The sequence below is a fragment of the Bradyrhizobium sp. WSM471 genome (assembly GCF_000244915.1).
GTDB lineage: Bacteria > Pseudomonadota > Alphaproteobacteria > Rhizobiales > Xanthobacteraceae > Bradyrhizobium.
Window position 1 is genome coordinate 870,332 of the sequence record NZ_CM001442.1, and the last position, 21,145, is coordinate 891,476.

Here is a 21,145-nt window from a genome sequence, read left to right on the forward strand (position 1 = left end):
GATCTGCCCGCCGTCTTGCAGTGCGCGTCAGGTACGGCACCCTATCGGCCGGAGGCACTCACCGAACACGTCGACTTCAAGCGATACTATCTTGGTACCGAGACCTGAAGCTTGAGCTCCGTACGGGTACCGACCCGCGAGCTGGCGCATGCCGCCCCCCAAGCAGATCGAAAAGATGGCCGCTGCCGCGGCCAGGAACGCCCCGGCCGTGCGGGGAACGGCTCCGGAGCAGGACTGCCCCCGGAATACTGGCAGACTCGGCCGGAACAGGTTGGAGACGTTCGCCACCCCGGGATCCGCAGCGACATAGCTGAGGCGGTCGTTTTGGCCTCGCCAGTGAGGATTCGATGCCCTGGATAGCCCCGGTACCGCATTCAGCCCTGCCGATGCGAATCCCTGCTGCGTGCTAACCGCCCGGAACGAGAAGACGGACGAAGGGATTCGTCCCGGCAGGAGCAAGCTCGATGCTGATGACGAAGGAAAGACGGCCGGCGATCATAACGTTGCGCGGATGGGCGCTCGGCGTGCTGCAGGAGGCGGGCGCCGTCCACGAATTCGAGGAGCACGGCTGGGCAAAGGACCGAGCCGACCCTCACGCCCGCGAGGGCGCGGTGGACATCGCAAGTCAGGAGCCTCCAGACGGTTTGTCTCCGGACCAGGCTGTCGCCGAGGTCCAAGACGTGCTGGAGTCGATCGGTGATACTTGCCCCGAATGCACCTGACGCCAACTGCCGGGAAACCATCAGGCTTGCTGCGGCTGAGCCACTGATGACGAGGGCGAGCGCTCTGAACCAATGACGCCTGCTTTCTCGATCAATGCCGATCTCGGACCAATTGTGGCCATCAGGCCGCCGAGCTTCGACCTGGATAGCTGCAGTCCCCAGTCGTAGGCGTCCAAGACGTCCTGCACGATGGCAAGGCCAAGGCCGGCGGTCCCACCTCGCTCGTCGAGGCGCGCGCCGCGCTCAAGCGCACGCGCCAAATGGGTTGAATCGATGCCTTCGCCATCGTCTTCGATCACGATGCAGGGCCGGCCGACCTTTGTCTTGATCCGGACCACTCCCGCGCTGTGGCGAGTCGCATTCTCAAGCAGATTTCCCAAAACTTCGGCGAGGTCGGTGCGGTCGACCGGGACCCGGAGGTCGTCGCCGATGAGATTGTCGAAGCTCACCCGCGCCCCGTCAGGCGTGCGGGACAGGGTCCCGACGATCGATTGGACGAGCGGCCTCACGGCCGCGGACGCGGCGTTGCCTCGGGTGCGCCCGCGGACCCTGGCCCGCGCGAGTTCGCGGTCGACGTGGCGCCCCATGGATTCACCGACCGCCTCAATGTCCCGAGCGATCTCGCGCTCGCCCCGATTCCGGAGACGCTCGGCATCGGCCGCCAGCGCCGCGAGCGGCGTCTTCAATCCGTGCGCCAAGTCGGCGGCGCGTCCGCGGGACCGTTCGATCTCGGCTTCCTGGGCGTCGATCAGCGCGTTCACCTCCTCGACGAGAGGGTGAACCTCGGAAGGGACGGACGAGGGCAGATGGCGGGTCCGCCCCGCCCTGATGTCGGCCACGCCGCCGCGCAACGCGACCAGCGGGCGCAGGCCGACACTGATCTGGACCCAGCTGGCAACTGCCAGCACCCCGCCGAGCAAAACGAGCGCAATCGAAAGATCCTTCGCGAAGGCCGAAGTCGCCGCCGAGACCCTTGCCAGGTCCTCGGCGACCGCAAGGCGGACGATTACAGGGTTGCCGTTCGCGGTCAGCGTGACGGCGCGCTCGGCCACGAGCACGCGCTGCGCGCCCGGTCCCACCGCTTCGTGCTGGTGAGTCTCGCCAGGCCCGAGCCGATCCGCCGGTAGCTTCATCGCGGAATCCCACAACGAGCGCGAGCGTAGAAGCTGCCCGCGATCGTCGCCCACCTGCCAGTACAGCCCGGAAAGAGCATCCGCGAAGCGCGGATCGACCGGCGTCTGCATCAGAACCAGCTTGCCTTGCGGATCGAGATCGATATTCGCGATGAGCTGTTTGAGATGGACCTCGAGATCCTGAGCCAGCGTGCGGGACACATGCCGCTCGAACAGGACGACGAGCCCGCCCCCCGCGACCGCAAGCGCGATCAGGATGGCGACGATGCCGCCGGCGACCAGCCGCAGCCGCAACGAGTGCCGCATCATTCGACGGGCTCCGGGATCAGGTAGCCGAAGCCGCGGCGCGTCTCGATCGCCTCGGCGCCCAGCTTCTTGCGGACTCGGCCGATCAGCACCTCGAGAGTGTTGGAGTCGTGATCTTCGCCGTGCCCGTAGACGTTCTCGTCGATCTCCTGCTGAGAGACTACCCGGCCGCGATTGCGGAGGAGATGGGCGATGAGCCTGTACTCGAGCGGCGAGAGCGCGATCGGCACGCCGCGGCGGGTCACCTTCATCTGCCGTTCGTCGAGGGTGATCTCGCCCGCGGTCAGAAACGAGGACCCGTGCCCCGCCGAACGCCGCACGATCGAGCGCAGACGCGCCAGCAACTCCTCCATCCGGAACGGCTTCGGCAGGTAGTCGTCCGCGCCGGCGTCGATGCCGTCCACCCGCTCGGCCCAGCTTCCCCGAGCGGTGAGGATGAGGACCGGCATCTGACGGCCGTTGGCGCGCCAGCGCTTCAGCACCGCCAAGCCATCCATGCCCGGGAGCCCAAGATCGAGGATGACGGCCCCGAAATCCTCGGTGTCCCCGAGAAACCAGGCGTCCTCGCCATTCCCGGCTGTTTCAACTACGTAACCGGAAGCCTCGAGCGTGTGCGAGACGTCGGATGCGATCCGAGGGTCATCCTCGACAAGAAGCACGCGCATCACTTCTCCTTCGTCCGCTCGACTTCGCCGCTCTTCGCATCGACGTGGATGTCGAACAGCCGGCCCTTGCCGTCCAGCACGCGGAATTCGTAGGTCCATGCGCCGCCTTCGCGCTCGAGCTTCACGCCGACTACCTCGCCGGGAAGCTTCCCCTTCACCAGGTCGAGAACGTCCGCGAGCGGACGTATCTCGCCGGCCTCCGCGGCGCGCCGCGCCTCGTCGTGGTCGCGGCCGGACGCGGGCACACCAGCCGAAGCCAGAAGCGAGAGGGCAAGGATCAGGGGCCGAAGCCGGTGCAAGCGCAAATCCATCAGGACACTCGTCATGCGAAGCATATGGATGCCAGATCCAACCTGACAAATCGCTGACTTGGGTCAACAGGCGGCAGTCAGGCGACTTCTGGCAGGTTGAGCGCATGGCCGGGGCATGGTGTCCCGGCCACCGTCAGGAGATACCCATGCGCAAGATCGCCATTTTGACTGTCGCCGCCGTCGCCCTCGGGGCGGCTTCCGCCCAGGCCGGCAGCCTCGGCAAGCCCTGCACGTCGGCACCGGAGTCCCAGTGGCTGCCGATGCCTCAGTTGCAGGCCAAGGTGGAGGCCCAAGGCTACAGAAGGCCAAGCTCAAGAGCGCATGCGGCGAACTCTACGCCTTGGACAAGAACGGCAGCCGGATCGAGCTGTTCGTGGACCCCACCAACGGCCAGATCATCGGCCAGATGTGATCGTCGCAAATGAAAACCGTTAGCAACACGATCCAGGCCGGCGGCGCGAGGCCGCCGGCGATGGTCAGGGTCTGGGATCCGTTCGTCCGGATCTTCCACTGGTCGCTGGCGAGCCTGTTCGTTCTGGCCTACGCCACCGGCGACGAAATCGAGCGGGTGCACGTCGCCGCAGGCTACACCATGGCAGGCCTCGTCGGGGCCCGCGTTCTCTGGGGCGTCGTGGGTCCGCGGCATGCGCGATTTTCCAACTTCGCCCGGCCTCCGCGAGAGGTGCTCGCCTACGTCCGCGACGTCGCGCTGCTCCGGGCGCCGCGCTACATCGGGCACAACCCCGCGGGCGGGGCCATGATCGTGGCGCTCCTGGTCGCGCTGGCCGGGACCTGCGTCACCGGCTACATGATGACCACGGACGCCTACTGGGGCTCGAAGATGCTCGAGCACGTCCACGAATTCCTGGCCAACTCGACGATCGGCCTGGTCGTGGCGCATGTTCTCGGGGTGCTGATCGCGAGCTTCGAGCATCGCGAAAACCTGGTCGTCTCCATGATCTCCGGTCGCAAGAGGGCTGCCGACTAGGCAGCCTTCTTCGGACTCGACCATCAACTCCGTCAAGCAGGAGCATCACCGTGCCCGCCACGCCCCATGTCGAAAAGCACTTCACCGCCACCGAAAGCGTCCGCGACGTCGTGATCGGCATGGCCGACGGCTTGACCGTCCCGTTCGCGCTGGCCGCAGGTCTCTCGGCGGCCGTCGCCAGCACGGACGTGATCGTCACCGCCGGCCTCGCCGAGGTCGTCGCCGGCGCCATCGCGATGGGGCTGGGCGGCTATCTCGCGGCGCGCACGGACGCGGAGCACTTTGCGGCCGAGGAACAGCGCGAGCACCACGAAGTCGAGCACCTGCGCGAGCGGGAGATCGAGGAAGTCGAGCAAGTCTTCCGCGAGTACGGACTCGAAGGGGACGCGTTGAACTCCGTCGTCGGCGCCATCGCGTCCGACAGGCAGCGCTGGGTCGACTTCATGATGCGCTTCGAACTCGGGCTGGAGCGCCCCGACCCGAAGCGGGCGCCGATCAGCGCAGTCACCATCGGCGGCTCCTACGTGGTCGGCGGTCTGATTCCCCTGGTGCCCTACATGTTCACGAAAGACATCGGAGCGGCCCTGCAGATCTCGGTTGCCGCGACAGGCATGGCCCTGCTGTGCTTCGGAGCCGTCAAGGGGCACTTCACGGGCGTCAACAAGCTCAAATCCGCAGCGCAAACGCTGCTGGTCGGCGGCTTGGCCGCAGGAGCGGCGTACTGGCTCGCGCACCTCTTCGGCTAGGCGTCGCATCAGCGCCGGGCCGCGAAGCGCGTGCCTGCTCGCTCGGAATGATGACCTAGCGCGCCTGCGATGCACTTGATCAGCGTCAAGCAGTGCTCGCGTGGCCATGACAAAGAAGGTCAAGTCGGTTCTCATGGGCCCATCGGCGACCAAAGAAAATGACCACTGAAACACGGCCGAAACTGATCCGCTCACTAACGCTGACGCATGCGGTGCTCTATGGGCTGGGCGTCACCATCGGCGCCGGAATCTACGTCTTGGTCGGGGCGGCAGCGGCCCGGAGCGGCATGCACGCGCCTCTCGCGTTCTTCGCCGCCGCGGTCGTGATGGGCATGACCGCAGGAACCTTTGCCGAATTGGGGACGCGACTGCCGGTCGCGGCAAGCGAGGCAGCTTACGTCCAGGCAGCCTTTCACCGGAAATGGCTTAGCGGCGCCACAGGACTGCTCGTGGTGGCCGCGGCGACGATCTCAGGCGCCACCATCAGCGTCGGGAGCGCCGGTTACATCGGCGTCTTCGTGCCGCTCCCTGCTGCCTGGATCATTGCCGGCGTCGTGCTCGCGATGGGAGCCATCGCCTGCCTTTCCGCGGTTCAGTCCATCAGCTTCGCCGGGCTGATGACGGTCGTCGAGATCGGAGGGTTGATCCTCATCCTCGCCGCCGGCCTGTTCAATGGCGGCGCGCTCGTCTCTCGTCTGCCTGAACTTTGGCCTTCGCTGGATGACCCGGGGGCCTGGTCCGGCATCGCGCAAACTTCGCTGCTCGCAGTGTTTGCGTTCATCGGCTTCGAACACCTGGTGAACATCTCCGAGGAAATGAAGAATCCTCTCCGGACGTTGCCTTGGGCGCTCCTCATCACGCTCGGCGTCACCGCGCTTCTCTACGCAGCCATCGTGTGGATCGCGGTCGTCGCCGTGCCGCCGATCGAGCTCGCGCGCTCCTCCGCTCCGCTTGCCCTTGTATTTCAGCGGCTGACGGGTCTTCCTCTGCAGGTCTTGGGCGCCATCGCGATCGTCGCGACGATTAACGGTATCATCGTTCACATGATCATGATCGGACGCGTGCTGTATGGGCTGGCCGACCAGGGTAGCCTTCCCGAACTTCTTGGGAAAGTGAACGCCAGAAGCCGCACGCCCATCGTGGCGACCCTCTTCGGGGTTGGAGCCATCCTGATCCTTGCGCTGGGCATTCCGCTGACGGGCTTGGCCGAGTGGACTTCGCGCCTGACGCTCGGAATCTTTGCCTTGGTCAATCTGGCGCTGCTTCGGATCAAGGCAGCCGAATTGACTCGTCCTGCCGGCGTATTCTTCGTTCCGATGTGGGTGCCGGTCGCGGGACTGTTCACGACGGTTTCGCTGCTCCTCGTCGATCTCCTCGGATAGCGAGAAACGGCACCGAAGAGCCGGCGTTGTTGGCACGGCCAAACCGACCGGAGGACCCTAGAATGACCACCCTTTGCTTGCGCTACGGGAGGACCGCAAAAATCCTGCACTGGACGATCGTCGGTCTCCTGGCCGTGCAGTATCCGATCGGCTGGTTGATGCCGGACGTCCACCGCGGCCAGACACCGGGTGCTCCGATGACCTTCCACGTCTCCATCGGGATCGTAATCCTTGCGCTTATCGTTGTGCGTTTCGTCTGGCGATTGACACATCCGGTTGCGCCGGAAACCTCGCTTGTGGCGTGGCAGCGCCTGAGCTCGGAGGTCGTGCACTGGATGCTCTACATTTCAGTGCTGGCGACGACCCTCACCGGTTGGCTGTTCGCGTCTTACCGCGGTTGGTCGCTGAAGTTATTTTACCTCGTTCCGCTGCCGATGCTCGCGTCCGACAACGCGGCCGCCGGAAAGGCTATCGACGGGCTGCACCAGGCGGCGGAGTGGTCGTTGCTTGCGCTGATAGGGATCCACTTGGCTGCCGCACTGGCGCACATCTTCGTTTACCGCGACCGCGTGATGCAACGGATGCTCCCCGAGTGAGATGGAGCGGCTCGCGAGGAAAGCGTGCGGGGGACGACGATGCGGGCCCTTTAGGGACGGCTCGATCAGGACCGCGGGCGTGCCCGCAGTGTTCCGAGTTAGGAACAAACTGCCGTTTTTTCCTGTTGTTCCTTGCCGGCGACTGCCGGCGTAAGGAGGAAGATATGGAGCTCAGGCCGTTTGCTGCCGCAGGTCTCGTTTTAGCTTCCGTCGCTCCGGCCCTAGCGGCCAACGAATTCTGCATCGCTCAGGATATGAAGACGAAGAAGTGCACGATCCTCGACAAGAAGCCGACGGATACCTCCATGATCGTCGTCAGCCGGTCTGGCACCATCTACAAGACACGCGCGGAAGGCGGAGACCGGCATGGAGACGGTCAAGGTCTGTTCATCCAAGTGATGGACAATCGCCCGGAGGCGTCCACCTTCGCCCCACCCGGGCGCCCACCCCCATGCTGGATCGCAGTCTGACCGATACTGACTATCGACCACCGGCTCCCGTGCCGCCGCCGAGGCGGCTCGGGCTGATCGAGATCATCCAGACCCTGAGAAGGAACCCTCTCGAATGCTGGAGCGCCGAGTTTTTCCGTGAACCGATCGCGAAGGTCAGACTGCCCTTTGCCCGGGCAATTCTGGTTCACGACCCGGCCGCGATCAAGCGCGTTCTTCTCGACAACGCGGACAACTACCGCAAGGACCCAATCCAGCGGCGCATCCTATCCTCCGGTCTCGCCGACGGCCTATTGAGCGTGGAAGGAAGCCGCTGGGAGGTGCAGCGCCGGACTTTGGCACCGCTATTCGCAAAGCGGACCGTGGCCTCCTTCAGCGAGGCGATGCTGACCGCGGCGCACGAGCTCGCGGGCAAATGGAGCCGCCTCGGCTACGGTACCGTGGTCGACGCTGTCGCCGAGATGACGTTGCTCACGCTCAAGGTGCTGGCCCTGACCATCTTCTCCGACGGGATCGGCGGAGACTTCGAAGAATTTCGTCTGGCCATGAACGCCTATTTCGGGGTCATCGGACGCATCGGCGCGCTCGATCTATTCGGCGTTCCGGAATTCGTGCCGCGCCCAGGGCGGGCGAGGCTGCGCCGGACGATGAGCTACTTCGAGCGCGTAATCGACGAGCTCATCGAAGCGCGGCGCCGTCGACTTGCCTGCTCGGCCGGCAAGGACGATCCGAACGACATCCTGACACTGCTGCTCCGCACGCTCGATCCTTCGACGGGACAGCCGATGAGCCGCGCCGAGGTGAGGTCGAACATCCTCACGTTCCTCTCCGCCGGCCATGAGACGACTGCCAATTCGCTGGCGTGGTCGATATTTCTGCTCTCGCAGGCGCCTGCGTGGCGGGCGCGGGTTCGAGAGGAAGCGGAGCGCGAATTGAGCGGCCCGACGGCTGGGCTGGCCGATCGGCTGATGGTGACGCGGGCTGTCGTGGAAGAGGCCCTGCGGCTCTATCCGCCGATCGCCGCGCTCAGCCGAATGTCCGAACGGCCGGACAATCTGGGATCTCATGAGATCGGCGCCCGGTCCCTGATCGTTATCGCACCCTACGTGCTGCATCGGCACGAGCGCCTGTGGGTCCGGGCGGATATGTTCGACCCGTCGCGCTTCTTGCCGCCGGCAAGAAGCGAAGTGCCTCGTTTCGCCTACCTGCCCTTCGGCGCAGGTCCCCGGACCTGCATCGGCTTATCCTTTGCGCTGCAGGAGGCAACGATCGTGTTGGCGGTGCTGATGCGAGGCTTCGATCTAGACCTTCTGCCGGGCACCAAAGTCTGGCCGCTGCAGGGGATTACGTTAAGGCCAACGAACGCCCTACCTATGCGCCTCCGGAAGTGTCCGTGAGGTAGAGCCGACGAGGAGCGCGCTCCCCAGTCCGGCACTGAGCCCCCGCGACACTCCTTCGTACCAGCATTGGTCATGCCGACTTCCGCCGCGCCCTGGCCGGCGGCTTCTTGGCTGCGGATTCCTTGGCGGGCTTCTTGCCGGCGATCGGCATCAGCATCTCCTTCTGGCCGGCGGCCACCTTCTTGGCTTTTTTGGCCGGACTTTTCGCAGCCTTGCTCTCTGCAGCTGCGCCGCCGACGCTCTTGCGTAGCGCGTCCATCAGGTCGACGACGTTCTCGCCTTTCGGCCGCTCCTTGGGGCGGATGGTCTTTCCGGCGCGCTTCTGGTTGATGAGCTCGATCAGAGCGGTCTCATAGTGGTCCTCGAACTTCTCCGGCTCGAAGTTGCCGGCCTTCTGGTTCACGATGTGCCTGGCGAGATCGAGCATGTCCTTCGTCACTTTGACGTCCTGGATCTCGTCGAAGTATTCCTGCTCGCTACGAACCTCGTAGGGATACCGCAGCAAGGTGCCGACCAGACCCTTGTCCATCGGCTCGAGCGCGATGATGTGCTCGCGGTTCGTCAGCACCACCCGCCCGATAGCGACCTTGTTCATCTCGCGGATGGTCTCGCGGATGACCGCGAACGCGTCGTGGCCGACTTTTCCGTCAGGACGGATGTAGTAGGGACGGATCAGATAGCGCGGATCGATGTCGGCCTTGTCTACGAACTCGTCGATCTCGATGGTCCGCGTGGATTCCAGCGCGATCTCCTCAAGCTCCTCCTTGGTCACCTCGATGAACTGGTCCTTCTCGAGCTGGTAGCCCTTGACGATGTCCTCGTTGGGCACCTCGTCGCCGGTCTCGGCGTCGACTTTCAAGTACTTGATCCGATGACCGGTCTGACGGTTGAGCTGGTTGAACGAGATCTTCTCGCTCTCCGACGTCGCCGGATAGAGCGCGACCGGGCAGGTGACGAGGGACAGACGCAGGAAGCCTTTCCAGTTTGCTCGCGGGGCCATGGTTACGCAACGCTCCAGGTACGGGTACTTGGATTCAAGACGAACCGGGCAGCGCGGTTCCGACACCGGCCACAGGTGTCCACCGCGAATTGATGTCACGTCCGGTCAGGCCCCCGAGAGACATGGCAGGGAGCCTTGACTCTCACGAACAAAATAAGAACATAGCGTGATGAGCCAACCCATGGCATCCGGACCGGCCAACTTCGAGTTGGAGAATGCCGCCGACCAGGCGATTGCGGCCTGTGGGGGCGACGCCCGGGAAGCTCTCAAGGCGCTCATCGTCGCGAATGGCTTCCTGGAGGCGCAGGTCGAAGAGCTGCGGGCTTCGATTTCTGCCGGCTACTCGCGGGGCCGGTTCGACGTCCCGCGCGACCGGAAGGATTGGTACGACTGACATGCCCGCGGTGACCTACCATGTGGCTCTGCCGTTCCTCCCTTCCGATGACGGTGTCGCCGCCGGCGAGGCCGTCGAATGCTTCAATCCCAACGCCGCCGTGATGAAAGCCGAGGCGCTTTCGCGAAGGCCCGGCATAGTCGGCGCGGTGGCCTTCAGCCGCAGCGGGGATCCGGCTACAGGCGAGTTCGGAGACGCAATCGTGATCCGCAAGTTCGGCGACGTGCCGGACGATCTGAGCACCCTGTGAAGGGACGCGCGGAGAAGTTCTGCGCGGAGCCCCGCAAGCCCGCTACCTTCCGCTGAGCGACAGGCTCATACGAGTGACAATGTTGTCCCAGGCGCGCTCTTCTTCCTCTGCGGGGTAGTTGATCAGGACGCAATGGATTAGCTGCCCCGAGAAGTTGCAGCGGTTGTACCAAACCTTGTCGCCCTTGTAGCTGGAGACCGCAAAGAAGCGTGGTGTCACTCGCTTGTACTGAATGCGTGAAGGCGGATGCTTTTTGGCGAGAAAGGCCGCGGGTGAATCGTTCTCGACGTTGGGCGCGGCCTGGATCGTGATGTCGGCACGCCCGTCGGCGGTTCGGAACCGTTGCCCGTAGCCGTCGGGTCGGCCAGCTTCTTCCGTGAAGATCGAAGATGGAAAATCCATCGAGGTGCCGGTCTGGGGAATGGTGTACTTACTCCATCGCACCGGCTGCGCCGAGGCCGTCGCTGTCGAGACGACAAGTGCCAATGCGAGAGCGCTCGTCGACTTCATCGCACTTCCCTCCGACTATCACGGAGCAAAAAGCCGGAACGTCAAATACGTTCCAGACGCCTGATGCTATGGATTGAAAGCGGGCGCGCTACTCGTCTTCCTCGTGGGGACCACTGGGATCGAGCTTGGTCAGCCTGGTATCCCCGCCGGGCGAGAACCCGCCAACTCGAAAGGCGACGGTGATAGCGCCTCCGGTGCTTCAGCCGCGTGGTGTCAGGCGGCCCGCAACGGGGACGTCGGACGACGGAGCCGGCCGACCTCCTCCGCCTGGCACCTCGGACACCTGAACTGGATTTCGCGTTGCGCGGAGGCGAGCTCTTGGATTTTCGCCGCCATAGGCCATGCGCCGCATTGGGGACATTTTTCCAGCAGGCTCTCCGATTCTATCATCGCACTCGCTCCTTCCCGCGTCCTCAACTCGCCAACGCTCGGAGACAACCCGCGTTCCGGACGTAGTCCTGGACGACACGGAACGAATCAGCGCGACCGCGTTGAATCGGCATGTGTGCCGTGGCGTTGCGTCAATCCCGTTTCGGAGTATCGCGTGTCCATGGCGCCGTCAAAGCTGCTATTCCTGGTTACATCGAGCCGTGTGATCCCACTCTGCGCGAAAAGCCGCCGCGCGGCGAAGACTGGGTCTACGAGATCAAGGCCGACGGTTACCGCGCACAACTGCACTTGCAAGAGGGCGACATCAAAGTTTACTCGCGCACGGGCCTTGACTGGACGGAGCAGTTCTCCTCGATCGCAGCGAGCGCCCACCTGCTCAAGGCACACAGCGCGATCATCGACGGCGAAGCGGTGGTGTACGGCAGTGGCGGCCTGCCGGATTTCCAGCAGCTCAGGAGGGAGCTCGGCCGAATGCGCAGCGAGCGTGTGCGGTACCACGCCTTCGATCTTCGCTACCTCGATGGCTACGACCTGCGCCGCGTCGTGTACGAGGAGCGCAAGCGTTTGCTGCAGCGGCTCCTGAAGGGCGCGCCTGAAACCTTCATCTATGTCGAAGGGATTCGGGCGAACGGCAAGCAGATTTTCGAAAACGCTTGTAAGATGGGGCTTGAAGGTCTCGTCGCCAAGCGACTCGGCGAGCCCTATCGCTCGGGGCGGCAGGACAGCTGGGTCAAGCTCAAGTGCAAGAAGAGCGAGACCTTTCCGATTGTCGCGTTCGTCGAAAAGCTGGATGCGCGCCCCCGCAAGGTCGCGTCCCTCTACGTCGGCCGGCGCCAGAATGGCAAGCTGCTCTACGCCGGCAAGGTGCGTACCGGCTACACGGAGACGACGGCGCGCGAATTGCGCGAGCGGCTGGATCCGTTGATTCGGAAGACTTCGCCGCTCGATGTCGCCGTCAAAAAGCCCAAGGCGACGTGGGTCGAGCCTACCCTAGAAATCGAGGTCCAGTATGGCGCGCTGACCGATGATGGTCTGCTTCGCGAAGCCGTGTTCAAGGGTTTTCGAGACGATCTTGCGCTACGCAAGGTCAAGGCGCCGCGGCTGGTGCCGTCCGCAGCCGGCCGGCCGAAGCTGGGTGTCCCCCGAGAGAACATCCTGCAGCTTCTGCCCGACGCCGTTGTGCCGTCAAACGAAGAACTCGCCGACTACTGGCGCAGGGTGTGGAAGAAAGCCCTCCCGCACCTCGGCCATCGCCCGCTCAAGCTGGTGCGTCGCGTGCACGGCACCACCTTCTACCACAAGGGGCCGCTGCCGAAGGACATTCCGGCCGCCGTGCACCAGCTCCGGATTCAGAAACGCGAGGGCGGCGAAGGCACGCGCCTGTGGGTTGACAGCCTGGAAGGCTTTCTGGGCCTTGTCGAGATCGGGGCGGTCGAGCTGCACCCGTGGAATGCGACTGTCGAGGACTTCGAGCATGCCGACCGCATCGTCATCGATCTCGATCCCGGGGAGGGCGTCGACTGGGATGCCGTCGTGGAGACTGCGCTCGCTCTGCGCACACTGATGAAACGCGAGGGCTTCGAGACCTGGCCCAAGCTCACCGGCGGCAAAGGAATCCATCTGATGGCGCCGCTGGATCAGCCGGTGCTGCACGATAAGGCGCATCGGGTGGCGCATCAGCTGGTGGCCGCTTTCGCAGCGCGCCATCCACACCGCTACCTCTTGTCTGCGCAGGCAAAGCGTCGCGATCGCATCTTCCTCGATTATCTGCGAAATGGCCGCGGTACCACGGCCATCGGCACCTATTCCCCGCGAGCCCGGGAGGGATTTCCGATCGCAGCGCCCGTGACCTGGAAGCGGATCGAGGGCGGGATCGCGCCGGACGCCTTCACCATGGACAATCCATTCCGCGCCAAGTCGAGAAGGTAAGCCATATGTCAGATGCATTCGATCAATGGGTGGAATGGCGCCACAAACCTCGCCGTGACAGGCGCAACATTCCTGCCGAACTGTACGCCGCGGTGATGTCGCTGCCTGAGGCCGATCGCTCCGACCGGCAAAGGGTGAACGAGGTGGTTCGCAGCCATGATGAAGCTCGCCGCGAGGGCAGAACCGTATGGCTCTACCTCGATTACCACGACCGCGCACCGCGCACGATCGAGGATTCCGGCTGGGTGAAGGTGTTTGCATCGGCCGACGTCGCCAAAAGGTGGCTCAAGGAAAACGACCCCGAAGGCGTAGCCTGGGAGTACGAAGTGGAAGGCGGTCGGGCGCGAGGATCGGTTTGGCTCCACTCGCACGATCCGGAGTCCACAGACATTGGCGACGTCGATTGGGGCAGGCTCTTTGCCTCGCAAGCGTGTGCGGAAAAGTGGGTTGAGCAGAACGATCCGACGGGCAAAATTTGGGAGCATCCGGTTCAGGAGTGACGCCCATGAGCGCCTTCGTTGACACGTCGGTATGGTTCGCCGCGCTAGGGACGAACATATTTGGCCGGCATCAACCTGGCATCATGACCAAGCGATGCGAGTTTGCGGCTCAGGTGATGTGCACCGACGCAGGCTTCCATGCCGATGAGGCAAAGGTGTGTTGGCGGGCCGCACTTCCACTTGGTCACGCGACCACTTTTGCCCGCAGCACGATGGCGCCGCGTGCATTGTGCCGACCACGTGGAACCAATTCTTGGCGATATCGATTCCGATCACGGCGATCGCGGTATTGGGTGTCTGGCACATGGCGACCTCCATGTCCTTGGCGCCCCTGGCCAGCTTATCGCTGGCGGGGCAGGAGCACGGCCGGACCATCTCATTAGTAGAAGTGACAGTCTCGCAGCCAGCCTACTCCTCCGGCACACCTGACAAACGTAGGCCCTCGTAGATGCGCTCGCGCTGCGCCAGGAAAATCGGGTTTTCACTGCGGCGTTCATTGCGAAATCTAGCGACAGTGAAGTTCGGGTCGAGCCGGAGGCCGGCATTCCGCGCTTCTCGCGCCTCCGTCGAGCGGCCGCTGAGCGCTGAGGCCGCCGCCAGGAAGAAATGAGGCATGCCGACATTAGGATTCAATCCGACTGATTTACGTAGCCGGTCCAGGGCAGAGTCGAGCCGGCCGAGGAACAGATCGGCAATCCCAAGCAGGGCGTGCCAGCGATCCAGTCCGGGATCGCGCGGGCTGAGTCGGATTGCGTTTGTGAGACTAGCTTCTGCCTCTTCCGCGCGCCCGAGTAGCACCTTCATGAAGCCTGCGTCGGCGTGCGCCCAGGCCAGATTGTGATCAAGCCCGATCGCGAACTCAAGCTCGCTGAGCGCTCGTTCCGTCGCGCCCGAGACATGCAGGACGTTGGCGTGGACAAAATGGGCAAGAGCGTTGCTAGGGGCCAGCGTCAGCGCCTGAGTAATCGCGGTAAGCGCGATTCGTAGTTGCTCGTCCCGATTGATCGAGGCGAAGGTGCGAAGTTCGTTGCCATGATAGAACGCAACACCGATCAACGCCTCTACGTTTTGGGCGTCCAACTTGAGCGCTTCGTCAAACAGGTCACACGCCGCACGGTCGCGGCGCAGCGACAAGGGTTGGTTGAGGATCGCCCAACCGCGCATGGCTAGATCTACGGCATCCATGTTGTTTGGCCGTTCGCGCTCGGCCCGGCGGCCTTCGGCAGCAACGAGCTCGATGCCAACAATCCGAGCGAGCCGCGTGGTGATCTCATCTTGCATGTCGAAAATGTCGGCGCGCGGCTTGTCGAAACGTTCGGCCCAAAGGTGTGCGCCGGTTTCTGTGTCGATGAGCTGTGCGTTGACGCGAACGCGGTCGGCGCCGCCCTGCACGCTCCCTTCCATCACGTATCGAACCCCAAGTTCGCGGCCGATCACCCGGACGTCCACTGGCTTGCTTTTGAAGGTGAAGGCCGTGTTGCGAGCTATGACGAAAGCTCCAGGAATGCGGGATAGGTCGGTTGTCAGACTTTCCGTTACACCATCGACGAAGTAGTCCTGCGCGCTGTCGCCATTGAGGTTGACGAAGGGCAGGACGACGATGGAGAGCCGCGGTGCGATGGCGTTGTCCGGCGCCGTTGCTAACGAGCGGGTAGGCGATAGCGTATAGACTTGGACTGGCCCGGCGATATTCTTCAATTTGTGGCGGCCGCGATCTTGCGCCGCGATATCGATCTTGCCACGTACCTGGTCATAGGCGGCACTGGACAGGCAAATACCGCCAGGCTCGGCAATCCCCTCCAATCGCGCCGCCACATTGACCGCATCTCCCATGAGATCGCCGTCTTCCTCCACGACCACGTCACCAACATTGATGCCGATGCGGAATTCAATGCGCTTATCCGGCGCTAGGTCGGCGTTGCTCCCGGCCAAGGCCCGCTGCACATCGATCGCCGTACGAACCGCATCCACAACCGAAGCGAACTCGGCCAGCAAACCGTCTCCAGTAGTTTTGACGATGCGACCTCGATGGGCAGTGATGGCGGGATCGATCAAGTCCTTGCGAAGGTCCCGGAGGCGATCGAGCGTACCTTCCTCGTCACTGCCCACAAGCCGACTGTAGCCGACTGCATCGGCCGCCAGGATCGTGGTCAACCGTCGGATTTGCCGGTCGATCGCCAAGTCGCCCTCCTGGATGATCGAGGCCAGTCTACGCAGTTGGCTGTGGGTGCCAAGGAATTTCACATCTTGGACGAACTTCGAGGTGCCCGGTCGGGACCTAAGTCTGACCTCTGGTGAGATGCCGCCGGATATCAGAGGCAGAGCGGACGTCGTAGCGCCCTGAGTCAGCGGAGATTTTTGACTGACACCGTAGTATGGTGGCGCCGGGGGCGCTTCTTGCGGCCTATGACGAACCGCGGCTCGGAGGGAGCAGGTTAGTTCCGCAGGATCGGCGCCTCGCGAAGTGCACTCCTGCCGATCTGCTTCAGCCCGTCGACCGATGTCTCGCCCTTGCTGGCGGCTTCGAGGATCATGGAGGCGACGTGGGTGCGGGCAGAGGTCTCATAGCGTGACACGCTCTCGCACACTTCGTCGAGGACCGCGCGCAAAAGCGCGGTGGTTTCAGAATCGAACATTGGAGGTCTCCCCCAGCGAAAGCGGGATCTTGCATGAACCCGCCCAGACTGGGATTCACGCAAGTTAGTGATGACGAAAAATTCTGCGGGAGGACGAGGAGGAATGAGCGTGGCCTCGCCTTTTGGGGGCTGGGGGGCTTGGGGGCGGAGCCACGCAGGCCATGCATTCGCGCGGGCCCACCACATCAACGGTATCCGGCCGAGCCCGTTCCATGTTCGACACCAAGACCACGCGCGGCTCGAACGCCTACGGCTCCGGAGGGCGCAGCGGGCCGTCCGCCCACTTGCGGGCGGCGGGGTCGCGTAGCGGGTCATCGTTGCAATTGGTGCAGACGTACCGCGGCGGCCGTTCTGAAGCTTCGTCGGACATAGCTTTCATCGGCTTGCCGCACGTCGGGCACGCCTTCCGGATCGGATGGAGCATGGCCATCTATTTTTCCCCTGCGATGGCACTCTAGTTCAGCCGAGATCGCGAGCTCAAGCTGGCCGATAAAAATTAGGTCGGGTTCACGCACTGTTGCGCGCCTTCTTGACTCCGCCGCCGCACAGCACTCAACTCTGGGCAGTGATGTTGAGGGGCGTGTCATGGAGCAGGAGTTCTACCGAGGTCTGGCCCAAAAGGTCCGAGGTATGGCGGAGAAAGCCGATCCGTTCACCCGGCGTCGTCTCCTAGATCTCGCCAAACGGTATGACAGCAGGGGCGGTCAGCCCTCGGCATCCGGGCCGACCGAGCGGCCGCTGCCGGCGTCTCGCACGCCGCCGCCTGCAGCGACTTTCTCTGGACCCAGTGAGGCCTGACGCCCACACCCGTGTCGTTCTTGATGGTGCCGCACCGCGCACCCGATGAAGCCTGGCGCCGCAGCGCGCGAGAGATCTGCCGACAGACGCTCCCCAGGGCCAAGCTCACGTACCCAGCCGGTGGTCCTGGCCTCACCGGCGAGGATTTGATGCCGTGAGCGGGTGGTGCGGCATCGCGTTGCCCCCTGAACTCGCTCCTAGCGCCTTGGAAGGGGGTCCGGGAAGGCGCTGCGCCTTGCCTCGGTAACGAGCTGCCGCGTAGGCCACCCTTCCGGCACGTTGTGCTCGGCAGCCCCGCGTAGGCGAGTCAACTCCGACCACGCCAGGGCGGCGGTGATCCATCTCTGCCGTTCTAGCCCATCGGCTTCGGCGGCAAACTTCATCGCCGCGGCGGCCTCGCGCTTGGGGTCGTACTCGAGATCCATAGATACAAATATAGCTGCAGATCGTAAACGATCACGCACCAGTGGGACCGTAGCAATCCGGGGTCGGCACGATAGGCGGACGCCTGTCTAGCCTTTGGAGCTGCTCCGCCGATCCGCCCGTTCATAGCGCGGACCTCTGGAGCGCTCGCGCTTGAAGCCCTGCGCGAGCGTCCCGCAAGGGGACCCAACTGCACCGACTCTCCCGAAAAGCCCGTGAATTGCTTTGTCTTTCAGATATCTCGCGCCGAGCGGTCCCGATATTGTGGGGCCTGACGGGACTACCTCATCGGCTCACCACGAGAAGAGATGTTTCAAGACGCATCGGATCTGGCCGCGATGGCCGAGGTACTAGGGCGATCGAGCGACTACCGGGTGCTCCGGCGCCTGGTGCCGCGGCCGAGGTCGATGGGGGTCTCCGGACACGAAATGAGGATCGGCATCCTGCTCGACACCGAAACCACCGGCCTCGACCACCGCAAAGATGAAGTCATCGAACTCGGCATGGTCAAGTTCGGCTACACGCCGGACGGGCGCATCATTGATGTCAGGGACACGTTCTCCGCCTTCAATGAGCCGTCCGAGCCGATCCCGGCCGAGATCACGGCGCTTACCGGCATCACCCACGAAATGGTGGCCGGCCACAGGATCGACGAGGCCGCCGTGAACGCCTTCGTCGATGATTCCGTGGTCCTGGTCATCGCGCATAACAGTGGATTCGATCGGAAGTTTTCCGAACGCTACTGGCCCGTCTTCGAGCGGAAGGCGTGGGCATGCTCCGCGACCGAGGTCCAGTGGCGGCAGCACGGCTTCGATGGAGCGAAGCTCGGCTACCTTCTGAATGGCGCCGGCTATTTTCACCAGGCGCACCGCGCGGTTGACGACTGTCACGCGCTGCTCGAGATCTTGGACTTCGACCTACCAACGACCGGCGCGCCCGCGCTCGCCGTCCTGCTCGAGACCGCACGACAGAAGACCATCCGGATCTGGGCCGAACAGTCGCCGTTCGAACTCAAGGATTCGCTGAATCGGCGCGGCTATCGCTGGAGCGACGGCACGGACGGTCGGCCAAAGTCCTGGTACGTCGACGTCTGCGACTCGGCGCTGGACACCGAGCTCGCGTTTCTCCGGACCGAGATCTACCTGCGCGACGTGGAGCCGCGCCTGCAGACGCTGACCGCCTTCACCCGCTTCTCCTGCAGGATCTGATGGCCGCCAACGGCCATGCTACGCGCGCGAACCTGCCCTCAGCGGCCGAGACGTTTCTCGACCCGCTTGCGGCTGTTGCCGACCTTCTTCACGGCCTTCTTCACCGCCGAGGCCGAGCGGCCAGTCTTCTTTGCTTCGTACCGCAATTCGTAGTGCTGGCCTTTAGCCACGCGGGCGCGATCCTGTTTGCGTCCCCGTGCGGTCTTCTTCTTCCCTGCCATCTGCTCCTCCGTCTGCGAAACTGATGGCAGTGCAACGCTTCAAGGAATCGCGGGGTTCCCTCAAAGAAGCTGTTGCGGGCTGAAGCCGAACGAGCGCCGGCAGCATCTCGGCTTCACCCTTGTTGGCCTTTCCATTTCGTTTGCTCGACCGCCTGCACGAAGGCTTCGTCGCACCGCATGACTACAGCGGCCCTTTGGCGTACGTCGCCCGGGTTGGCCAGCTCCGAACGCTCCGCCCGAATGACCTTGAAGTACGCGCCCTGAGCCCGCTCCCGTTTTCTTGCAGATCCTTTTCTACATCTTCCATTCCAAACCCACGGACCGGGAAAACTTGGAACTTCTCAGTCCAGCGCATGTTTGTGCCGTGCCACTTCTGGAGGACGACATGAACAAGAGACTGCTTCTTCTGCTAACGGCTGCTTCGCTTCTGGCGGGTTCGTCGTTTGCGCAAAACCCGCCGGCCACTGATCGGCCGAACAATAACGCGGTCAACAGTACCGGTCAGAACAATTCGCACAAGCCGGTCGCAGGGGCCAACAGCTTCACCGAGGGGCAGGCCAAATCGAAGATTGAGGACGCGGGCTACACCAACGTCACATCCCTGAAGAAGGACGACAACGGCGTCTGGCGCGGAAAGGCCAGCAAAGGCGGCGCCTCGACCGATGTGAGTCTGGATTTCCAAGGCAACGTGAACGCGGCGAAATAACCTGCGCCCAACAAAATTGAGGGATTCAAGATGACCGTCACGATTTCACGTCTCTACGATAACTACTCCGATGCGCAGCGCGCGGTGACGAGCCTGGAGGCTGCGGGCGTGCCGCATTCGGATTTGAGCATCGTCGCGAACAATTCCGACAACTGGTACAGCACCGACAAGAAGGTCGATCGAGATCGAGATGGGGTTGATGATCGGGCTGAAGGTGCGGCCACGGGAGCGGGCGTCGGCGCAGGCCTCGGTGGCGCGGCCGGCTTGCTCGCGGGCCTTGGCTTGTTGGCGATACCTGGCTTGGGTCCGGTCGTGGCGGCCGGATGGCTCGCATCGACCGCGCTCGGTGCCGTTGCCGGCGGCGCGACGGGCGGGGTCGTGGGAGCGTTGACGCAGGCCGGCGTATCCGATGAGGAAGCACCACTCTACGCCGAAGGTGTTAGGCGCGGCGGCACCCTGGTTTCGGCTCGTGTACCTGATGCGGACCGCGCGCGCTACGAAGCGATCCTGAACCAGTCCGCCGTCAATCTCCGCGAACGGAGCGCAGCCTGGCAGAAGGCCGGGTGGAAGAGCTACGATCCCTCCGCCCAGCCTTATGGCGCGGACGAGGTCCGCAGAGAGCGCCAACTTTACGGCACCGGAGTGCGATGAATTAGCCGGCGGCCCGCCCTAGGCGGGCCGCCCTTTTCTTGCACGTTACTAATGATCGAACTGAGGAGCCGAATATGAGCCGCGGAATGCCATCGATGACCGCCCTCTTGGGTATGCTCGCAATCGCCGGTTACCAGAATCGTGACAAGTTGGCCGACATGTTTCGCAGTGCGACCTCCGGTCAGCCGGCGGGTGCCAAGGATTCCCTGAGCGGCATGCTCGGCAACCTTGGTGGCCTTGTGGGGGGCGGCGGCGTGGGTTCGCTCCTGAACGGCGGGATCGGCGAGTTGCTCGAGCACTTCAAGCAGAACGGACAGGGCGAGGCGGCTCAATCCTGGATCAATCAGGGGCCAAACCGGGATGTCACCCCGCCCGAACTCCAGCAGGCTATCGGTCCGGACGTCCTTCAAAAGCTGGAGCAGCAGACCGGCCTGTCGCAGCAGGAGATCCTCGACCGATTGTCCCGAGAGCTTCCGACGGCCGTGGACAAATACACGCCTGATGGACGTCTTCCGGCTCCATCGGCGGGATAATCACAGCGATAGAGAGAGACATGGGCATTATCTGGACGATCATCATTGGCTTCATCGCAGGCATCATCGCGAAGTTCATCATGCCCGGCGATAACGAGCCCTCGGGCTTCATCCTGACCACAATCCTGGGAATAGTAGGGGCGTTCGTTGCGACCTATCTTGGTCAGGCTCTCGGCTGGTACCGGCCAGGACAAGGCGCGGGGCTAGTGGGGGCAGTGGTAGGCGCCATCATCGTGCTTTTCATCTACGGTTTTGTGGCCGGTCGCAGCCGTCGGGCCATCTAACCACAGCGAGCGGA

At 63.6% G+C, this 21,145-nt stretch carries 26 protein-coding genes and 2 pseudogenes; 19 read left to right on the top strand and 9 right to left on the bottom strand.

Annotated elements, in window-relative coordinates:
* The first annotated feature begins 464 nt into the window (after window positions 1–464).
* A complete protein-coding gene (locus tag BRA471DRAFT_RS04070) occupies window positions 465–722 on the top strand; it encodes a hypothetical protein (RefSeq protein ID WP_007604844.1) in 258 nt (85 codons plus the stop codon).
* A gap of 20 nt (window positions 723–742) precedes the next feature.
* Here BRA471DRAFT_RS04070 and BRA471DRAFT_RS04075 read toward each other — a convergent pair whose 3' ends face one another.
* From BRA471DRAFT_RS04075 to BRA471DRAFT_RS04085, 3 genes are read right to left on the bottom strand one after another with little or no spacing between them, the layout of a single operon-like run.
* Complete coding sequence (locus BRA471DRAFT_RS04075; RefSeq protein WP_007604845.1) at window positions 743–2,164, bottom strand: HAMP domain-containing sensor histidine kinase; 1,422 nt, start codon at window positions 2,162–2,164, stop codon at window positions 743–745.
* Window positions 2,161–2,826, bottom strand: a complete 666-nt coding sequence (locus BRA471DRAFT_RS04080) for a response regulator transcription factor (RefSeq protein ID WP_007604846.1) — start codon at window positions 2,824–2,826, stop codon at window positions 2,161–2,163. Before BRA471DRAFT_RS04080 ends, BRA471DRAFT_RS04075 begins: the two co-directional genes overlap by 4 nt.
* On the bottom strand, window positions 2,826–3,137 hold the full coding sequence (locus BRA471DRAFT_RS04085) for a PepSY domain-containing protein (RefSeq protein WP_007604847.1): 312 nt from the start codon (window positions 3,135–3,137) through the stop codon (window positions 2,826–2,828). Before BRA471DRAFT_RS04085 ends, BRA471DRAFT_RS04080 begins: the two co-directional genes overlap by 1 nt.
* 146 nt (window positions 3,138–3,283) lie before the next feature.
* Between BRA471DRAFT_RS04085 and BRA471DRAFT_RS04090 the strand changes: the two are divergent.
* The 7 genes and pseudogenes from BRA471DRAFT_RS04090 (at window position 3,284) to BRA471DRAFT_RS04120 (ending at window position 8,695) form a co-directional block, all read left to right on the top strand.
* Window positions 3,284–3,549 (top strand): annotated as a pseudogene (locus BRA471DRAFT_RS04090) (PepSY domain-containing protein).
* Window positions 3,550–3,558: 9 nt separating this feature from the next.
* On the top strand, window positions 3,559–4,125 hold the full coding sequence (locus BRA471DRAFT_RS04095) for a cytochrome b/b6 domain-containing protein (protein ID WP_007604848.1): 567 nt from the start codon (window positions 3,559–3,561) through the stop codon (window positions 4,123–4,125).
* A gap of 50 nt (window positions 4,126–4,175) precedes the next feature.
* Window positions 4,176–4,871, top strand: coding sequence for a VIT1/CCC1 transporter family protein (locus BRA471DRAFT_RS04100; RefSeq protein WP_007604849.1), 696 nt, complete (start codon window positions 4,176–4,178; stop codon window positions 4,869–4,871).
* A gap of 158 nt (window positions 4,872–5,029) precedes the next feature.
* Window positions 5,030–6,253, top strand: coding sequence for an APC family permease (locus BRA471DRAFT_RS04105; protein WP_007604850.1), 1,224 nt, complete (start codon window positions 5,030–5,032; stop codon window positions 6,251–6,253).
* Window positions 6,254–6,315: 62 nt separating this feature from the next.
* Complete coding sequence (locus tag BRA471DRAFT_RS04110) at window positions 6,316–6,849, top strand: cytochrome b (RefSeq protein WP_007604851.1); 534 nt, start codon at window positions 6,316–6,318, stop codon at window positions 6,847–6,849.
* Between the two features lie 164 nt (window positions 6,850–7,013).
* Window positions 7,014–7,319, top strand: a complete 306-nt coding sequence (locus BRA471DRAFT_RS04115) for a hypothetical protein (RefSeq protein WP_007604852.1) — start codon at window positions 7,014–7,016, stop codon at window positions 7,317–7,319.
* Window positions 7,301–8,695: a cytochrome P450 gene (locus tag BRA471DRAFT_RS04120; RefSeq protein WP_007604853.1), complete on the top strand. Its 1,395-nt coding sequence runs from the start codon at window positions 7,301–7,303 to the stop codon at window positions 8,693–8,695. Before BRA471DRAFT_RS04115 ends, BRA471DRAFT_RS04120 begins: the two co-directional genes overlap by 19 nt.
* A gap of 73 nt (window positions 8,696–8,768) precedes the next feature.
* On the opposite strand, the gene BRA471DRAFT_RS04125 is transcribed toward BRA471DRAFT_RS04120, so the two are convergent.
* Window positions 8,769–9,698 (bottom strand): Ku protein, encoded by a 930-nt coding sequence (locus BRA471DRAFT_RS04125; RefSeq protein ID WP_007604854.1) that lies wholly within the window; start codon window positions 9,696–9,698, stop codon window positions 8,769–8,771.
* Window positions 9,699–9,879: 181 nt separating this feature from the next.
* Between BRA471DRAFT_RS04125 and BRA471DRAFT_RS04130 the strand changes: the two genes are divergently transcribed.
* Entirely contained in the window at window positions 9,880–10,092 is a 213-nt protein-coding gene (locus BRA471DRAFT_RS04130) for a hypothetical protein (RefSeq protein WP_007604855.1), read from the top strand.
* Between the two features lies 1 nt (window position 10,093).
* Window positions 10,094–10,342, top strand: a complete 249-nt coding sequence (locus BRA471DRAFT_RS04135) for a hypothetical protein (RefSeq protein ID WP_007604857.1) — start codon at window positions 10,094–10,096, stop codon at window positions 10,340–10,342.
* 42 nt (window positions 10,343–10,384) lie between these two features.
* Here BRA471DRAFT_RS04135 and BRA471DRAFT_RS04140 read toward each other — a convergent pair whose 3' ends face one another.
* Window positions 10,385–10,852, bottom strand: a complete 468-nt coding sequence (locus BRA471DRAFT_RS04140; protein ID WP_007604858.1) for a hypothetical protein — start codon at window positions 10,850–10,852, stop codon at window positions 10,385–10,387.
* A 501-nt stretch (window positions 10,853–11,353) separates the two neighbouring features.
* Between BRA471DRAFT_RS04140 and ligD the strand changes: the two genes are divergently transcribed.
* Entirely contained in the window at window positions 11,354–13,171 is a 1,818-nt protein-coding gene (gene ligD, locus BRA471DRAFT_RS04145; RefSeq protein ID WP_007604859.1) for a DNA ligase D, read from the top strand.
* Window positions 13,172–13,176: 5 nt separating this feature from the next.
* Complete coding sequence (locus BRA471DRAFT_RS04150; RefSeq protein WP_007604860.1) at window positions 13,177–13,671, top strand: hypothetical protein; 495 nt, start codon at window positions 13,177–13,179, stop codon at window positions 13,669–13,671.
* A 47-nt stretch (window positions 13,672–13,718) separates the two neighbouring features.
* Here BRA471DRAFT_RS04150 and BRA471DRAFT_RS36105 read toward each other — a convergent pair.
* The 3 genes and pseudogenes from BRA471DRAFT_RS36105 to BRA471DRAFT_RS04160 all read right to left on the bottom strand — a co-directional run.
* Window positions 13,719–13,977: pseudogene (locus BRA471DRAFT_RS36105) on the bottom strand (IS110 family transposase); the annotation flags it as partial.
* Window positions 13,978–14,079: 102 nt separating this feature from the next.
* Window positions 14,080–15,852, bottom strand: coding sequence for an adenylate/guanylate cyclase domain-containing protein (locus BRA471DRAFT_RS04155; protein WP_007604861.1), 1,773 nt, complete (start codon window positions 15,850–15,852; stop codon window positions 14,080–14,082).
* 254 nt (window positions 15,853–16,106) lie between these two features.
* Window positions 16,107–16,307 (bottom strand): hypothetical protein, encoded by a 201-nt coding sequence (locus BRA471DRAFT_RS04160; RefSeq protein WP_007604862.1) that lies wholly within the window; start codon window positions 16,305–16,307, stop codon window positions 16,107–16,109.
* A 212-nt stretch (window positions 16,308–16,519) separates the two neighbouring features.
* Between BRA471DRAFT_RS04160 and BRA471DRAFT_RS37855 the strand changes: the two genes are divergently transcribed.
* From BRA471DRAFT_RS37855 to BRA471DRAFT_RS04175, 3 genes are all read left to right on the top strand, one after another.
* On the top strand, window positions 16,520–16,765 hold the full coding sequence (locus tag BRA471DRAFT_RS37855) for a hypothetical protein (RefSeq protein ID WP_007604863.1): 246 nt from the start codon (window positions 16,520–16,522) through the stop codon (window positions 16,763–16,765).
* A gap of 127 nt (window positions 16,766–16,892) precedes the next feature.
* The gene (locus BRA471DRAFT_RS39315; protein ID WP_007604864.1) at window positions 16,893–17,105 is read left to right on the top strand and encodes a hypothetical protein; all 213 of its coding nucleotides are present in this window, start codon (window positions 16,893–16,895) and stop codon (window positions 17,103–17,105) included.
* 731 nt (window positions 17,106–17,836) lie between these two features.
* Window positions 17,837–18,736, top strand: coding sequence for a 3'-5' exonuclease (locus tag BRA471DRAFT_RS04175; RefSeq protein ID WP_035973530.1), 900 nt, complete (start codon window positions 17,837–17,839; stop codon window positions 18,734–18,736).
* Between the two features lie 38 nt (window positions 18,737–18,774).
* On the opposite strand, the gene BRA471DRAFT_RS04180 is transcribed toward BRA471DRAFT_RS04175, so the two are convergent.
* A complete protein-coding gene (locus tag BRA471DRAFT_RS04180) occupies window positions 18,775–18,957 on the bottom strand; it encodes a DUF3606 domain-containing protein (protein WP_007604867.1) in 183 nt (60 codons plus the stop codon).
* A 385-nt stretch (window positions 18,958–19,342) separates the two neighbouring features.
* Here BRA471DRAFT_RS04180 and BRA471DRAFT_RS04185 point away from each other — a divergent pair, with 385 nt between their 5' ends.
* From BRA471DRAFT_RS04185 to BRA471DRAFT_RS04200, 4 genes are all read left to right on the top strand, one after another.
* Window positions 19,343–19,663 (top strand): PepSY domain-containing protein, encoded by a 321-nt coding sequence (locus tag BRA471DRAFT_RS04185; RefSeq protein WP_007604869.1) that lies wholly within the window; start codon window positions 19,343–19,345, stop codon window positions 19,661–19,663.
* Between the two features lie 30 nt (window positions 19,664–19,693).
* On the top strand, window positions 19,694–20,314 hold the full coding sequence (locus BRA471DRAFT_RS04190) for a general stress protein (protein WP_007604870.1): 621 nt from the start codon (window positions 19,694–19,696) through the stop codon (window positions 20,312–20,314).
* Window positions 20,315–20,388: 74 nt separating this feature from the next.
* A complete protein-coding gene (locus tag BRA471DRAFT_RS04195) occupies window positions 20,389–20,847 on the top strand; it encodes a YidB family protein (RefSeq protein WP_007604872.1) in 459 nt (152 codons plus the stop codon).
* Between the two features lie 20 nt (window positions 20,848–20,867).
* Entirely contained in the window at window positions 20,868–21,131 is a 264-nt protein-coding gene (locus BRA471DRAFT_RS04200) for a GlsB/YeaQ/YmgE family stress response membrane protein (RefSeq protein WP_007604874.1), read from the top strand.
* The last annotated feature ends 14 nt before the right edge of the window (window positions 21,132–21,145 follow it).

What these genes read in the sequence shown, in the direction of transcription:
- BRA471DRAFT_RS04070 (WP_007604844.1), top strand. Translation starts at nt 465, where the DNA reads ATGCTGATGACGAAGGAAAGACGGCCGGCGATCATAACGTTGCGCGGA.
- BRA471DRAFT_RS04075 (WP_007604845.1), bottom strand. Translation starts at nt 2,164, where the DNA reads ATGATGCGGCACTCGTTGCGGCTGCGGCTGGTCGCCGGCGGCATCGTC.
- BRA471DRAFT_RS04080 (WP_007604846.1), bottom strand. Translation starts at nt 2,826, where the DNA reads ATGCGCGTGCTTCTTGTCGAGGATGACCCTCGGATCGCATCCGACGTC.
- BRA471DRAFT_RS04085 (WP_007604847.1), bottom strand. Translation starts at nt 3,137, where the DNA reads ATGGATTTGCGCTTGCACCGGCTTCGGCCCCTGATCCTTGCCCTCTCG.
- BRA471DRAFT_RS04095 (WP_007604848.1), top strand. Translation starts at nt 3,559, where the DNA reads ATGAAAACCGTTAGCAACACGATCCAGGCCGGCGGCGCGAGGCCGCCG.
- BRA471DRAFT_RS04105 (WP_007604850.1), top strand. Translation starts at nt 5,030, where the DNA reads ATGACCACTGAAACACGGCCGAAACTGATCCGCTCACTAACGCTGACG.
- BRA471DRAFT_RS04110 (WP_007604851.1), top strand. Translation starts at nt 6,316, where the DNA reads ATGACCACCCTTTGCTTGCGCTACGGGAGGACCGCAAAAATCCTGCAC.
- BRA471DRAFT_RS04115 (WP_007604852.1), top strand. Translation starts at nt 7,014, where the DNA reads ATGGAGCTCAGGCCGTTTGCTGCCGCAGGTCTCGTTTTAGCTTCCGTC.
- BRA471DRAFT_RS04120 (WP_007604853.1), top strand. Translation starts at nt 7,301, where the DNA reads ATGCTGGATCGCAGTCTGACCGATACTGACTATCGACCACCGGCTCCC.
- BRA471DRAFT_RS04125 (WP_007604854.1), bottom strand. Translation starts at nt 9,698, where the DNA reads ATGGCCCCGCGAGCAAACTGGAAAGGCTTCCTGCGTCTGTCCCTCGTC.
- BRA471DRAFT_RS04130 (WP_007604855.1), top strand. Translation starts at nt 9,880, where the DNA reads ATGGCATCCGGACCGGCCAACTTCGAGTTGGAGAATGCCGCCGACCAG.
- BRA471DRAFT_RS04135 (WP_007604857.1), top strand. Translation starts at nt 10,094, where the DNA reads ATGCCCGCGGTGACCTACCATGTGGCTCTGCCGTTCCTCCCTTCCGAT.
- BRA471DRAFT_RS04140 (WP_007604858.1), bottom strand. Translation starts at nt 10,852, where the DNA reads ATGAAGTCGACGAGCGCTCTCGCATTGGCACTTGTCGTCTCGACAGCG.
- ligD (WP_007604859.1), top strand. Translation starts at nt 11,354, where the DNA reads ATGTGTGCCGTGGCGTTGCGTCAATCCCGTTTCGGAGTATCGCGTGTC.
- BRA471DRAFT_RS04150 (WP_007604860.1), top strand. Translation starts at nt 13,177, where the DNA reads ATGTCAGATGCATTCGATCAATGGGTGGAATGGCGCCACAAACCTCGC.
- BRA471DRAFT_RS04160 (WP_007604862.1), bottom strand. Translation starts at nt 16,307, where the DNA reads ATGTTCGATTCTGAAACCACCGCGCTTTTGCGCGCGGTCCTCGACGAA.
- BRA471DRAFT_RS37855 (WP_007604863.1), top strand. Translation starts at nt 16,520, where the DNA reads ATGTTCGACACCAAGACCACGCGCGGCTCGAACGCCTACGGCTCCGGA.
- BRA471DRAFT_RS39315 (WP_007604864.1), top strand. Translation starts at nt 16,893, where the DNA reads ATGGAGCAGGAGTTCTACCGAGGTCTGGCCCAAAAGGTCCGAGGTATG.
- BRA471DRAFT_RS04175 (WP_035973530.1), top strand. Translation starts at nt 17,837, where the DNA reads ATGTTTCAAGACGCATCGGATCTGGCCGCGATGGCCGAGGTACTAGGG.
- BRA471DRAFT_RS04180 (WP_007604867.1), bottom strand. Translation starts at nt 18,957, where the DNA reads ATGGCAGGGAAGAAGAAGACCGCACGGGGACGCAAACAGGATCGCGCC.
- BRA471DRAFT_RS04185 (WP_007604869.1), top strand. Translation starts at nt 19,343, where the DNA reads ATGAACAAGAGACTGCTTCTTCTGCTAACGGCTGCTTCGCTTCTGGCG.
- BRA471DRAFT_RS04190 (WP_007604870.1), top strand. Translation starts at nt 19,694, where the DNA reads ATGACCGTCACGATTTCACGTCTCTACGATAACTACTCCGATGCGCAG.
- BRA471DRAFT_RS04195 (WP_007604872.1), top strand. Translation starts at nt 20,389, where the DNA reads ATGAGCCGCGGAATGCCATCGATGACCGCCCTCTTGGGTATGCTCGCA.
- BRA471DRAFT_RS04200 (WP_007604874.1), top strand. Translation starts at nt 20,868, where the DNA reads ATGGGCATTATCTGGACGATCATCATTGGCTTCATCGCAGGCATCATC.